At 43.5% G+C, this 13306-nt stretch carries 12 protein-coding genes; 9 read left to right on the top strand and 3 right to left on the bottom strand.

Annotated features, from left to right (window positions below):
• Positions 1 to 2: 2 nt before the first annotated feature.
• On the top strand, positions 3 to 905 hold the full coding sequence (secF, locus tag DPF91_RS02620; protein WP_117232871.1) for a protein translocase subunit SecF: 903 nt from the start codon (positions 3 to 5) through the stop codon (positions 903 to 905).
• A gap of 66 nt (positions 906 to 971) precedes the next feature.
• Here secF and DPF91_RS02615 read toward each other — a convergent pair whose 3' ends face one another.
• Positions 972 to 1454, bottom strand: a complete 483-nt coding sequence (locus DPF91_RS02615) for an Lrp/AsnC family transcriptional regulator (RefSeq protein ID WP_117232870.1) — start codon at positions 1452 to 1454, stop codon at positions 972 to 974.
• A 114-nt stretch (positions 1455 to 1568) separates the two neighbouring features.
• Between DPF91_RS02615 and DPF91_RS02610 the strand changes: the two genes are divergently transcribed.
• From DPF91_RS02610 to DPF91_RS02590, 6 genes are all read left to right on the top strand, one after another.
• Positions 1569 to 2162 carry a LysE family translocator gene (locus DPF91_RS02610; protein WP_117232869.1) on the top strand — a complete coding sequence of 198 codons (594 nt, stop codon included), beginning with the start codon at positions 1569 to 1571 and terminating at the stop codon, positions 2160 to 2162.
• 14 nt (positions 2163 to 2176) lie between these two features.
• Positions 2177 to 2326: a hypothetical protein gene (locus DPF91_RS22000; protein ID WP_164684007.1), complete on the top strand. Its 150-nt coding sequence runs from the start codon at positions 2177 to 2179 to the stop codon at positions 2324 to 2326.
• A 155-nt stretch (positions 2327 to 2481) separates the two neighbouring features.
• Positions 2482 to 3324, top strand: coding sequence for a winged helix-turn-helix domain-containing protein (locus DPF91_RS02605; protein ID WP_117232868.1), 843 nt, complete (start codon positions 2482 to 2484; stop codon positions 3322 to 3324).
• 163 nt (positions 3325 to 3487) lie between these two features.
• Entirely contained in the window at positions 3488 to 4999 is a 1512-nt protein-coding gene (locus DPF91_RS02600) for an NAD(P)H-hydrate dehydratase (RefSeq protein WP_117232867.1), read from the top strand.
• Between the two features lie 252 nt (positions 5000 to 5251).
• The gene (locus DPF91_RS02595) at positions 5252 to 5914 is read left to right on the top strand and encodes a DUF3047 domain-containing protein (RefSeq protein ID WP_117232866.1); all 663 of its coding nucleotides are present in this window, start codon (positions 5252 to 5254) and stop codon (positions 5912 to 5914) included.
• Positions 5915 to 5949: 35 nt separating this feature from the next.
• Positions 5950 to 6405: a methyltransferase family protein gene (locus tag DPF91_RS02590; RefSeq protein WP_117232865.1), complete on the top strand. Its 456-nt coding sequence runs from the start codon at positions 5950 to 5952 to the stop codon at positions 6403 to 6405.
• 7 nt (positions 6406 to 6412) lie between these two features.
• Here DPF91_RS02590 and DPF91_RS02585 read toward each other — a convergent pair whose 3' ends face one another.
• A complete protein-coding gene (locus DPF91_RS02585) occupies positions 6413 to 7735 on the bottom strand; it encodes a patatin-like phospholipase family protein (RefSeq protein ID WP_164684005.1) in 1323 nt (440 codons plus the stop codon).
• A gap of 469 nt (positions 7736 to 8204) precedes the next feature.
• A complete protein-coding gene (locus tag DPF91_RS02575) occupies positions 8205 to 9767 on the bottom strand; it encodes a BCCT family transporter (RefSeq protein WP_117232863.1) in 1563 nt (520 codons plus the stop codon).
• 595 nt (positions 9768 to 10362) lie between these two features.
• Here DPF91_RS02575 and DPF91_RS02570 point away from each other — a divergent pair.
• Positions 10363 to 11259 carry a DMT family transporter gene (locus DPF91_RS02570; protein WP_117232862.1) on the top strand — a complete coding sequence of 299 codons (897 nt, stop codon included), beginning with the start codon at positions 10363 to 10365 and terminating at the stop codon, positions 11257 to 11259.
• Between the two features lie 91 nt (positions 11260 to 11350).
• Complete coding sequence (gene dhaR, locus DPF91_RS02565) at positions 11351 to 13279, top strand: dihydroxyacetone kinase operon transcriptional regulator DhaR (protein WP_117232861.1); 1929 nt, start codon at positions 11351 to 11353, stop codon at positions 13277 to 13279.
• The last annotated feature ends 27 nt before the right edge of the window (positions 13280 to 13306 follow it).

Here is a 13306-nt window from a genome sequence, read left to right as displayed (position 1 = left end):
TCATGATTGAAATGCTAAAACAAAATATTCGTAAGATTCGTTACTTCACGACCTTCGTTTCGATTCTGCTTATGGTGGTGTCGTCCATCAGCCTTGCAATGAATGGCCTAAATCTGGGTTTGGATTTCACTGGCGGTATGGTCACGGAAGTTAAGGTTGACCCACAGCTAAATCAAAACCAATTGCTGAATACCCTAAGACCAGAATTAGGTGATTCAGCTTCTATTACTCAATCGGGAGAAGAAGGTCGCTGGGTGATTCGTTACTTAGCACCAGAGGGTGAGGTAGCGGCGCCACAAGTGGCAGAAATCCTGTCGCCAATCTCTTCAAAAGTAGAGGTGATCAGCAACAGCATCGTTGGCGCACAAGTGGGTCAGGAGCTGTTTGAACAAGGTGGCTTGGCGCTGCTTATCACCGTACTAGCGATTCTTGCGTACTTGTGTTTCCGCTTTGAATGGCGCTTGGCGAGCGGTTCGTTGTTCGCACTGGGTCATGATGTGTTGTTGGTTCTTGGCTTCTTTGCTTTCACGCAAATGGAGTTCAACCTCACCGTATTTGCTGCGATTCTGGCAATCCTTGGTTACTCACTGAATGACTCAATCATCATTGCTGACCGTATTCGTGAGCTGCTTATCTCTAAACAAGACTGGGATACGAGCAAGATTAACGACCAGTCAATCATCACTACTTTCTCTCGCACTATGGTGACATCGGGCACTACGCTGATCACTGTGGGAGCATTGTGGATTCTTGGTGGTGGCGCACTACAAGGGTTCTCGACAGCGATGTTCATTGGTGTGTTGAGTGGTACGTGGTCATCAATCTCGATTGGGACCATTTTGCCAGAATGGCTCAAGTTAGAACCGAAGCATTATTTGCCCGTAGAGATCGATTCGGCACCTTAACAGCAGAGGATTAATGACAAGGGCAAGTGATGGTATTACTTGCCCTTCAATACTTGGCAATTCCTGTTAATCAATAGGAAGTTGAGCGGTATTTTTGAGTTCATGGATAGATATATTCGATTGAAGCGCCGTTACACCCGCCACTTTTCTCAGCTCGTTAAGGCGCTCATATAATTGCTCAAGGTCTTTGGCGATAATAAGTACGATGTAATCGGCATTACCCACAATGCAGTGGCACATGGTGATCCAATCTACTGACTCTACAAATTTTTCGAATGGACTCGTGCTTACTTCATCATGGTTACTTAGTGTGACATGAGTAAACCCGGATACGGGTAAGTTCAGTTTTTTGCGGTTTAAAACTGCCGTGTAATTATCAATATAGCCAGATTCTTCCAGTTTTTTCCAACGACGCCAACAAGGTGTCTCACTCAGATTGACTCTTTCTGCGAGCTTACTGTTACTGATTCGCCCCTCCTTCTGAATAATGCGCAATATAGACATATCAATCTCATCAAGCTCTGGTGTGGGGATTTCTTTCTCAATCATGACTAAATCTGAATTTTTCTGCTCAAATGGTCCCTAATGATAGTGTTAATGGCAATCTTATTTCTAGCGCTTTCTTTAAGATTAGGGTTCTCAACTTTTCTTTAAGAGGCGCATATGAGTTCACAATTAGTAATGGCTTTTTTATTATTTTCTTGCTCAATATCAATCGCTCCGGGTGCAGGTAACATTGCTCTGCTGGGCTTATCAAGTCGGTATGGCTTTAGATCGACACTGCCTTTCATTGCAGGAAGCTCATTTGGCGTAACAGTTATAATGGCTGGAAGTCTTCTAGGGCTAAGTAACATTCTCCTTATGTATCCTAGCGTGTATTTAACGCTCAAGTTTGCAGGAATATCTTATCTGTTTTATCTAGCGTGGGGGCTTATCTCATCAAATGGAAAAGCGTCGCCTAAGAAAGATCACCAAGGCTTTTTGTCTGGCGTATTTATTCAACTTCTTAACCCTAAAGTCTGGGTCGGAGTACTCACTGTACTGACACAGTTTCTACCCCATGAGAGAGCATCTACAATGGAGGTGACGTTTGTTTTTACGTCATTCATCATTATTGGCGCGGTGGGAATGTGTATCTGGGCGTATTTTGGAGGCACTCTTAATTATGTTATCAAGTCAGATAAGTACTTGAGGTGGATCAATCGCAGCCTTGGTTGCATCTTAGCCGCTGTTGCGACTTTTATGCTTATTCAGTAAGGAAATTGCAATCTATGTGGAGTAAACATGGTGCTCTGCATAGTGATAAAACGAGTCGAGGCACGCCTGACACTGGCTCAGAGTTGTTGCAGTTATTTTTGCTGACAGCGCTTGTCTTTAATAAATATAACCTAAAAATACATAGCCCAGATCTTCATATCTAATTCTTCATTTACTATGCAGGTGATGTAATTTTCTGTACTGCAAATTTGTGTAAATTGATTTAAAGTTACCTACCCATTGGATTATGGTGGGTTAGTCGATAAGAATTTTACTATTGTTCCCAATATTTTAGGGTTCATTCTTAATTAGAGTAAGTATGAGTAGCACCGAACTAAAATTTCATCTTGCTGGTCAGCTGGATTTCAACCCGGTGGCCAATACCCTATTGAATGAGGAAGGAGAGGTCACTCATATCGGTGCGAATGAGAGCCGAATTCTTCTACTCTTGTGTGAAAACCCGAATAGAACCGTCTCACGTAATGAGTTTTACGAGTTTGTGTGGAAGGAAAGGGGCTTTGAAGTCGATGACTCTAGTCTTACTCAGGCGATCTCTAACTTACGTCGAGTGTTGAATGACTCGATAAAATCCCCGATGTTCGTTAAAACCGTACCTAAGCGGGGTTACGTTCTGGTTTGTGAGATTGAGCGAACGCCACCATTACCTGTAAAACCGCTTGTTGAAGCAACGCCCGTTTCCGTAGAGCAGCCTTCTAGAGTCAATGCACAACCGGCCGTTGAGGCTGAAGTCGCATCTGAAGTGAATAAGGTAAATAAGCTATCACCTGCGTTTAGTCAGTATATGACCCGTGCAATGGTCTTTGTGGCAATCATTCTCCCTCTGTACGTTCTTTTGTTTGCAAAACCGGCAAAGTCAGATTTTGATCTGGTGGCGATTTATGGTGGGACACCCGTTAAGAAGCCGAGTTATCAGCCGAACCTAACGAACTGGTACCCTGTACTTGAAAAGTGTGTGCAGGAATACAAGCAGCAAAACTCGCAAGATAAAGAGCTAGTTGAAGTCATCATCACTGGCGAGCGTACACATCGACTTGTACTTCATTACATTCATTCATTGGAATGGTCTGATGAAAACTACACTCGAGTGATTATTGCTAAAACCGCGCAAGATATGGCGGAAGCCTGTCAGCCCAAGCTGTAAGTGTCAGTCAACATGTAGAAGAGAGGGGCCATTTGGCTCCTCTTTTTTATTTCTCTCGTTTTTGCAATCAAATCAATACAGCTTCAACTTTGCGGCTTAAGCTACATTATTCTTCCCTCGCTTTGCTAACATGAAAAAGCCACTTATTTACTGAGGCTTAACCATGCTACCAACGACCACAAGTCAATCGCTTCCTGAACAACTCTATCTATCCTCGACTGTGCGAGAACGTGAAAGAGAGGCGGTTAATGCTCTCAATATCGAGATGTTTGAGTTAATGCAGCGAGCAGGCCAAGCGGTGTTTGATGTTATTGATCAACGTTACTCTCACTGCCGTCACATACTGGTTGTTACGGGAAAGGGCAACAATGGTGGTGATGGTTATGTGATAGCTCGCTTAGCGATGCAATCTGGCTACACGGTGAGTTTGTGGCAATTTGGTGATCATCATCAGCTTAGCGGTGACGCGAATCGTGCCAAACAGCTTTATTTGGATGCGGGTGGAATCATTGAGAGCCCGAAAGAGAGCTTGAATGAAAATATCGAACTCATTGTTGATGGCATTCTGGGGACCGGGATAACTGGTAGTGTCAGACCTAATGCTCAAGAAGTGATTGAATTGATTAACCAGAGTGAGCTTCCTGTTGTCGCTATTGATACTCCTTCTGGACTTAATACCGATACAGGGAAGATCTTAGGCTGTGCCATCAGAGCTGAAATCACCGTTACCTTTATCGCAATGAAACTAGGTACTGTAACTGGACAAGCTCGAAGATGTACTGGTGAGATACTATTTGCAGGGCTTGGTGTAGATAATGTTTTTATCGAGCAAAACCTACCGACTGCCTTATTGACTAACGAAAAATGGCTAAAGTCCCTTAAAACCAGAGACGCTGATTCCCACAAGGGAAGTCATGGAAAGCTGCTTATCGTTGGTGGTGACGATGGGATGAGCGGAGCCGTCTATTTTGCATCAGCAGCAGCGCTTCGTTCAGGAGCCGGTCTCGGCGCCGTAGTTTGTCACCCATCGAGCGCTAATCCAATACGTTCATTACTCCCAGAGGCTATGGTGGCAGACCAAACAAAATTATCAGCTCGTTTAGGTTGGTGCTCCGCGATCTGCGTAGGTGTGGGCCTGGGGCGTGATGCGTGGGGAGGAGCCGTATATAAACAAGTCGAAGAGCACGTTTCTATCAACAAGCAGATTCCAATTGTGATTGATGCCGATGGCCTATCTTGGTTGGCCAAGAGTAATGAAAATACTCGCCCTTCAGGAAACATCATTATCACGCCTCACCCCGGAGAAGCAGCGATGTTGCTCGATTGTACTATTTCTGAGGTGGAAGCTGATCGTTTTCATGCCGCTAAAGCTCTTTGTCTTAAGTATCAATGTATTACAGTATTAAAAGGCGCGGGCACCTTGGTATGTGATGGGGAAAACACCGTTGTTTGTCATGCGGGAAATGCAGGTATGGCGACTGGCGGCACGGGCGATGTGCTAGCTGGGGTGATCACTTCGTTGCTCGGCCAGGGCTACACACCAATGCATGCAGCAACACTGGGCACTTTGATTCACAGTCTCGCTGCTGATGATAATGCAGAGCAATTTGGTCAGGTTGGTATGTTGGCATCGGACTTACTGCCATCGATTCGCCGATTGATTAATCAGCGCTAGCCATAAGTTATGGCTATTGAGAGCGGTCACAAGATTCGGTAGCTATCTAAACCTAAGTAAGCTCTGCCCTATGAGAGCAGGAAATAACTGAAAGATTAACTGGGTTAACTCGCTCTAATTTCTATGGGCTCTTTTTTGTTTAAGCTAAACAGTGGTGTTTTTCCTCAAGTATTTCTGAGTGATATTGCCACGATGGTGTTGAAGTTAGCGTATAGATAATGGGCGCAACAGAATGGAATAGATGGAGCGAACATGAAAAATTGGTGGTCTGTACTCGCATTGACGAGTTTCTTTGCACATTCTTCTGAAATGATCGTTGAGTTACCCAAGTTTAATGAAGAGGAATTTCATCAATGGGAAGCTAAAATCTTCTCCGGTGAAACCAATTATAAGATTTTATCTTCAGACGATGTTCTCCATGCACAGAGCGAAGGCGCCGCCTCAGGTTTGGTCTTCAGGCAACGAATTGATATTCATAAAACACCATATATCAATTGGAGCTGGAAAATAGACAACAAGCTCAAATGCTTACCAGAAGATACCAAGGAAGGGGATGATTACGCTGCTCGAATCTACCTTGTAAGAAATGGCACTTTGGTTCCATGGAATGCTCGCGCAATTAACTATGTCTGGTCCTGTTCAAGTGAAATGGGTCAGCAATGGGATAACCCTTTTGCCGGGTCAAAGGTAAAGATGCTCTCTGTGCGTGATGGTAGTTCTGGTGTTGGTGAGTGGTATGCAGAAAAGAGAAATGTTTTCCAAGATATGATCGATGTATTTGGTGACAAGGGTAGCAAAGAAGCCAATCAAAAAAGCTATCGGTACATTGATGTCGTAGCCTTAATGACAGATACCGATAACAGTTCATCATCCGCCGAGAGCTACTACGGTTCTATTACGTTTAGCTCTGAATAGTCAAGATACACGTAAGTCAGGGAGATTTGGTTTAAATGTTAGATAAGAAGATTCCGCCTCCCATCGTTATGTTGTGTTTTGCCCTGTTGATGTGGTGGTGTTCACGCCTATTTTCCCCCATTGAGTTAGATGCCATACTCACCACCAGTCTCGCTTTTCTGCTGACGATCATCGGTATCTTGATTGATGTCACCAGCCTATATTGGTTTTGGAAACACAAAACCACCATCAATCCTTTAAACCCTGATGCTACCAGTTCGCTCGTCTCTAAAGGAACCTATAAGTTCTCCCGCAACCCTATGTATCTCGGGCTGGTTTTCTTCTTAACGGCATGGGCAGTCTATTTAACAACCCCGTTGTGCATGTTGGGAGTTGCAGGCTTCATCGTTTACATTACGATCTTTCAGATAAAGCCTGAAGAGCAAGCGCTAGAACAGCATTTTGGTGAAGAATACAGACATTACAAAGCGAGAGTGCGTCGCTGGATTTAGCGTTTGCTTACCATGCTTCCATTTCATTGATAAACCTTTTGAATTCAGGGTGATTTAGGGTTTGACTCCGCCCCTCTGCGATCAATGACTCGACCTGTTCTGCTTCCAGGTTAAGGTCGGTGGGGATGTTGTTGAGATAGTACTTTAAGTCTTTGTCTTCAACGTTTTGCAGATTGATGTCGATGAAATAGGCTTTTACTGGCTCACCATCTGAAAGGGTATAGGCTGATTTATTGTTTAAAGATTCTTTCATTAAGTTCTTAGTGATGTCGTTATAGCGATGAATCTGAATACTGCTCATATGCTTGAGAGTATCTGCAATGCTTGGCTCTTTTGTGGATTGACCGATTCTCGTGACTGAATCGGTAGAGGCATCGATTGATATAAACACGACGAAGGGCATAACCCTTGCGTTGATTTGATTGAAAAAGCTCACCTGGCCGCCCCTAATGGCCATCATGTCGTAAAGAGAAAGCAATCCTAAGTTATCGGTGATACCGCCATCGACTAAATGAATATATTGATTGTTAGATTTGTCAGAGTACTTTTGTAATCCTTTGACCGTCGATGCCGTGACCATATTGAGCTTGTCAGGATCGGTAAACTGCAACATATTGTTATTGCGACACCCTTGGTGGTTTTCTAAGACAATCGGATTGAATAAAACGGGTACTGAGGAAGATGCGGCAACCGCTTGTGATATTGGGTAACTAGAGATATCGGAACAGAGTAGGTCAAAGTACTCTTGAATAAATGAGAAACGAACTCCACCCCCAAGGTCTGAAGCATTGATGACAATCAGTGGGCGATTATTTTGGTCAATATCAGAGAACGTCGCACCTTTGAAAAGTTCACGCTCATAATATGCGACTGCTTCTTGAGTAATGCCTGAGGTTGAGAACCAGAGGCCAGGATTCATAAGACGCCAAAATAGAGAATTACTCACATCGTCATAGAGAAAGTCCTGTTCAAAATCCGAAAATAATCTATCTCCATACAGCCCATAATAGGCAGCGGTGAAGCTACCGCCAGATACAGAGCTGATCTTATCAACCTCCTCCAAAACAGAGACGGTTTGACCTTTTTTAACCAGAGGTTGCTCTTTTAGCGCTTTCATTACGCCGTAAGAAAAAGCAGACGCACGCGTGCCGCCACCAGAAATGGAAACCACAACCATTGCATCCCCAGAATTGTATCGTTCTACAGAGCTTGCATAGGAATAGCGCGAGGACGCTGGTTTATTGTCTGTCAAAGGTTCATTAACTGGATCACCATAGGTTGCACATCCAGACAAAAGTATGACGAAAGAAAGCACAAAAAGTCTTCGCATATGAGCACCTATAACGGTCATAACACCTAGCCATATTTCAGTATATGCACACAGAAACCATCACTAATTAAATATTGGTGCCATTGGGTCATTTTATTGGTGTTTTGCGTTGTTCGTCATGGTAACCAATGTAACTAATATTCGGAAAAGAGCAGAGGGTCGCCTCTGCTCTTTTCTGTGGTCTTAATTAGGGTCTGTTGACCTTTCGAGGTTAAATTTTGTTCGAGATAAAATCGTTTTAGGCGCGGCAAGGGGTGTGTAGCCTAGTCACTCTAAGTAAATACCCCTTAACAAAGCATAAAACGATTTTAGCCGAACCCTTCGGGCAGCGTTTGTGCTTCATTTCTACTGCGTTATCGGCTTCTCATGTAGGCTAGCTACACATCAAAGCCTCTGCCTTGTAGAAATTTCCCACAAACTGCTGCAAAAACCAGCTCGAAAGGTCAACAGACCCTAGTAATTGGAGTTATTAAGTGGAAGGGTTTGTCGCTTTCGAAGTCGATACAGTTCTTGAATTAGATTGATAGCTTTTTGCTATCCATACTAATAAAGAGGCGTTCATTGCGATGACGACAAATAGCGCAGGTAAGCCTCCGAGGTTTGACATCATTTTTATTCCGTCGATCCCGGAGAATGCTGTCATAAACCAGGCAACCAATGCGATGATGCTGCCCCATAAAATTTTGAGATGACTTTTTACCTTCTGGGCTTTTTCCTCTTGTTCTGTATCCGACTCAATACACAGAGATGAAATCGCTTCGGTATTTGAATCTGCTGCTGTCACATACGCCAAGAAAGCAATAAAGATAAACAAGCAAATCAGTAGCATTGGAGCTGGTAGCTGTTCAAGCAGACCGTAGATTACCGCACCAGGGCCACTTTCATTTAGTATTGCGAAATAGGCGCCATTGCTGCTTAGATCGAGCTCCAAGATCATGCCAGAGAAGATAGCCATCCAAAGCAATGAGAAAGTCGCTGGGACAATTAGATTGACCAACAAGAAGGCTCTAACTGTGTGTCCGCGAGCTATTTTTCCCAAAAACAGAGCAACAATAGGTGCCCAAGCCAACCAATTAGCCCAGTAGAAAACGGTCCAGCTTTTCGCCCAATTATCACCCTCTGCTAGTTGAAGGGAGAAACTGCGGGTCACAAATTCAGAGGCGTAATCCACAATAGCGTTGCCTCCGTTGGCGATGATGGTTTTCGTTGGTCCAAAGAACAAAGCCGTTAATGCAATGATGATGAAAATGAAGGTATTGACTGATGAGAGTCGAGCAATGCCTTTGTGCAAACCAGAAACAGAAGACGCCACAAAGCAAACCACAATCAAAGCAATCACTAATCCAAGTAATGTTGCACTGTTTGCCCAACCGGTTACTTTAGCAATGCCGCTTGATAAAACTAATGCACCTGTACCCAAAGATGATGCCATACCCGCGACCAAAGCGAACATGGAGATAGAGTCTACGGTTCCACCAACACTTCCTGAAAAACGCTTTCCAAGAATAGGCTGTAGTGCCGCACTGATAGAGAAGCGGCTGCTTAGGTTGTAATAAGCCAGAGCAAAAGAGAGTGCAGGGATGGCATAGATAGCAAATGGTGTGAATGACCAATGCATATACATAGTTGAAAGCGCAAACTCAGCTGCTTCTGGGCTACCAGCTGCTAGGTTCATTGATGCTGGTGGCGCATACAGATGGTAAAGAGGTTCTGCGGTCGCCCAAAACAACATACCTGCTGCTGTTGTGGTACAGATAGTAATGGATCCCCATCGCCATGTGCTCAAAAGAGGCTTCGCATCGGATCCGCCAAGCTTCATTGATCCCAATGGCGAGATAAATACCAATATACAGGTCACAACCATGACGAAAGCGCCAAGTGAAAATAACCAGTCGAAAGTGTTTAAGATCCAGTTATTTATCTTAGTTGTCACGTCTAAGAATGCGGGCAAGTTAATAAAACTTGTGAATACTGCTATAAGTAGTAATAACAAAGGGGGGAGAAATATTTTATATCTTAATATGTTGCTCATAAATAATGTCCGTTACATTTAAGCAACCAATCGTTAGCAATGTTATATAGTTTTTAGGTAGAGTTAGAGTGTGCAGATATTAATATTGCTTAATGTTATTATTATAAAAATAATTGCACATTATTAATGCTCTACATTTATAGAGGTTAAGTTTCACGCTAAATAATCGATGGTTGAGATCTAGGTCTTAATAAATATCAATTAGTGCCTATGCTATAAGAAAAGATAGAGATATATCGTGCGTTAAGTCGTGTTATCGAAGCCGATCAGCATTGGATTTCCTTAAACTTGGTCGATTTGCCAATATCCTAGGTGTAGGTGATAGATTTATGAAGAATGAGTGGGTCTTTGAGGGTGATTTTCTTGATCTCGCAGTCAAACATGCTGGTTAACAAATAGACAAAGCAATTAAAGTGATACATAGGTCTGTTTCTTGGGGAAAATTGGGAACTTCCGTTTCATTTTGGAACGTTGGTTTTTGATTTGACGTTTCAATAGGAAACGTAATCGTGTCGATTGGAGCTAGAACGGTTTACTGGTACTTAAGTAGATACAAGAGTGGCAAAGCGTCACGTTGACTATTTGAGGAAGAACCATGCGAGGAGAAACATTACTGCTAATTACGTCGTTGCTGGCTGGTATTGGCTGGGTGGCGGCAAAAGTAGTGGTTGAGTCGATGCCTGGAGAACTATTTATAGCGACACGGTTTTTGATCGCAGGCTTAGCGATTCTGCCCTTGTGTATCCGAGAACTTTCTACTCATAGTGTTGTACAAATAGCTAAGGTTGCTGCCATTGGATTGCTGATGTCTGTGGCTATGCAAGTCTGGATCTACGCTATCTCAATTACTAACACCCTTGCTGAAGGTGGTTTCATTGTTAGTTTAGCTATGATTATCTCACCGTTTACAGCATGGGTTATGTTTAAAAAGAAACCAAACAAAGCATTCTGGTTAGCATTACCGATTGCCGTGATTGGTTTGATGTTGATGACCTTAACCTCCGGGTGGCAACTTGAAGAGAGCCAGGTTGTTTTCCTATTTTCCTCCATTCTATTTTCTATCCATTTTGTGTTGAATAAGCAGATTACTAATTCGGTAAAGCCTGTTGCGGCCATGTGTGTCCAGATGATCGCTATTGGCATTTCTGGGTTGGTTTGGTCAAAGGTGTTAGGAATAAGTGCTGAGCAGGTTACCTTTTCACAAATTTTTGTGTTTTGGTTCTTTATATCAACGCTGGTAGCTACCGCTTTTCGTTTCATTTTACAGACTGTCGGTCAGTCCAAAGTGAATGTCGAAACCGCTTCTTTGATTATGATCTTAGAGCCGATTTGGACGTTGATACTCAGTGGCGTGATCTTGGGAGAAGTGTTGGCGACCCAAAAACTGTTTGGTGGATTATTGATCGTTCTTTCACTGGTCGTTTACATAAAGAAAACATCAACGATAAAGCCTGCTGTGACAAGGGTATCACCGCAAGTAAACTGTTCCTAAAAAGGGCATAACTGTGATTAAGACGAATAACTCCAAACAATAACCGCGCTAGAATACGACTAAATTAGTAATCATGATCCCCTCTACCTCAATGCATTCGATTGAAGACAGTAAGACTCGCTGGGAGTTTTTTCAGAAACACCAATGGGTTTCACCTGAATTTGCCTACTCTCCAATTTTCCAGTCATGGCAACGTTGCATTAAGCAAATGAGTGCCTACAAGTGGACTCGCCCTCATATTGCATCCGGTTTTACGCTTACTTCGTTAAGAAGGCGGAATGAACGCATCATTAATTGCGCGGTGAGAGTAACGGAAGACATGCATGATCTGCTTCGTAGTGAAAAATTGCTGTTGCTGGTGACTGATGACAATGGTTGCGTCATGTCGCATGTGGGGCATCGTGAGTTGGAAGAAAAAATGGAAGCTTTGGGCATTAAAGTCGGGTGTTTTTTAACGGAAGACAAAGTCGGCACTAATGCAGTGAGCTTCGCAATGGAAACCAACATGCCTTGCGAAGTGTTTGCTGGAGACCACTTCAAGCGTGATATGCACGGTATTGGAACGGCAGCAGCGCCAATCATTGATACTTACGGCAAGTTGCGCGGTACGATTTATCTAGTGCGATACGCCGAAGAGTACAAGCGAGAGAATATCGTCATCGCCTCTTCTTGCGCTCGAGAGGTGAGCTTGCAGCTTCATATCGAAAGTGAACAAGAAAGCATGAATAGGCTTCAATCGGCGCATAGTGCAGCGTTGGAGTATATGGACGATGGCATTATCTCTTGGGACAGTGAAAATCTTATCTCGTACACCAGTAGCCAAGCTGAGAAATTGCTTAACGTTCACAGTAATGATTTGTTAGATAGAGATATCTTTAATGTGATTCGATTTGCACCAAACATCGTGAGCAGTATCAAGCAGGGCGAGATGGTGCGCAGGAAGCAAACCACCTTTGAGATTGACGGTCGATTTATCGAAGCGATTGTGACCTATCGCTGTATGTCCGATGGAACGCACCTTCTCTTCATCCACCCGGTAGACAAGTTTCATGAGTTAGCACTACAGCAATCAGCCAGTTCAGCAACGTATACCTTTGAAAATCTTGCCTATACGTCTCGCAAAATGAAGCATGTGATGCGAGTGGCGCGACGAGCGATCAAGTCTCAAGCACCGATATTAATCACGGGTGAGGAGGGCGTTGGTAAGTCTGATTTGGCGATGGCTATACACAATGAAAGTGAGTATCGAGATGGGCCATTTATCTCGCTCAACTGTCGTTCTACCAACCCTTATCAATTGCTGAGAGATGTGCTTGGTTATGATGAAGGGGAAGGTCAACTATCTAAATTCGAGCTGGCACAAAATGGCACTCTGTACATTGAGAACATTGAGTTGCTCGGCGCAGAATTGCAAGCAACGTTACTTAAATTGCTAAAGACGGGGTTAATCAGCCGCAGTGATAGCGAAAGGCTAATCACGGTTAAGTTTCAATTGATCACTGGGACATCGGCAAATATTGCCGAAGAAGTCGCGCAAGGAGCGTTTGCGCGCAGGCTTTATTACGATCTCTCTGCGAATGAGCTCCATATCCCACCATTGAGAACAAGGCCAGAAGATATTGAACATATGGTACATAGGTTGGTAAACATTTATGAGCAAAGACATAAGGTTGATATTGAGATTGATAGTGATGTGATGGATACACTGTGTAATTATCGCTGGTCAGGAAATAACTCTCAGCTAAGAAATATCGTAGAGCGTTTCTTATTGAACCGCAGCGCTAACCACATTGAGGTTGCTGATCTGCCAGATGAAGTGAGATTGCAGGCACAGCAAGAATCGGATAGTGCTGCTTCGGTTATGACGCTAGAAGAGTTAGAGAAGCAAGCGATTATCCAGTCATGGAAGGTGTTTGATGGTCGGATGCAAGAAATGGCTAAGGCGCTAAATATTGGACGCACGACGCTATGGCGTAAGGTGAAAAAATACGGACTTGAAGAGATGTTAGAAGCGAACTAATTACTTTTTCTCTTAAATAACATTGAA

Source organism: Vibrio maerlii (genome assembly GCF_003415655.1).
Classification (GTDB): domain Bacteria; phylum Pseudomonadota; class Gammaproteobacteria; order Enterobacterales; family Vibrionaceae; genus Vibrio; species Vibrio maerlii.
Note: the sequence above shows the minus strand (reverse complement) of the source record. Positions and strands in the feature narration are given on the sequence as shown.

Bases quoted from the DNA above. Each gene is read 5' to 3' on its own strand.
- secF (WP_117232871.1), top strand. From the start codon at position 3: ATGATTGAAATGCTAAAACAAAATATTCGTAAGATTCGTTACTTCACG.
- DPF91_RS02615 (WP_117232870.1), bottom strand. From the start codon at position 1,454: ATGATTGAGAAAGAAATCCCCACACCAGAGCTTGATGAGATTGATATG.
- DPF91_RS02610 (WP_117232869.1), top strand. From the start codon at position 1,569: ATGAGTTCACAATTAGTAATGGCTTTTTTATTATTTTCTTGCTCAATA.
- DPF91_RS22000 (WP_164684007.1), top strand. From the start codon at position 2,177: ATGTGGAGTAAACATGGTGCTCTGCATAGTGATAAAACGAGTCGAGGC.
- DPF91_RS02605 (WP_117232868.1), top strand. From the start codon at position 2,482: ATGAGTAGCACCGAACTAAAATTTCATCTTGCTGGTCAGCTGGATTTC.
- DPF91_RS02600 (WP_117232867.1), top strand. From the start codon at position 3,488: ATGCTACCAACGACCACAAGTCAATCGCTTCCTGAACAACTCTATCTA.
- DPF91_RS02595 (WP_117232866.1), top strand. From the start codon at position 5,252: ATGAAAAATTGGTGGTCTGTACTCGCATTGACGAGTTTCTTTGCACAT.
- DPF91_RS02590 (WP_117232865.1), top strand. From the start codon at position 5,950: ATGTTAGATAAGAAGATTCCGCCTCCCATCGTTATGTTGTGTTTTGCC.
- DPF91_RS02585 (WP_164684005.1), bottom strand. From the start codon at position 7,735: ATGCGAAGACTTTTTGTGCTTTCTTTCGTCATACTTTTGTCTGGATGT.
- DPF91_RS02575 (WP_117232863.1), bottom strand. From the start codon at position 9,767: ATGAGCAACATATTAAGATATAAAATATTTCTCCCCCCTTTGTTATTA.
- DPF91_RS02570 (WP_117232862.1), top strand. From the start codon at position 10,363: ATGCGAGGAGAAACATTACTGCTAATTACGTCGTTGCTGGCTGGTATT.
- dhaR (WP_117232861.1), top strand. From the start codon at position 11,351: ATGCATTCGATTGAAGACAGTAAGACTCGCTGGGAGTTTTTTCAGAAA.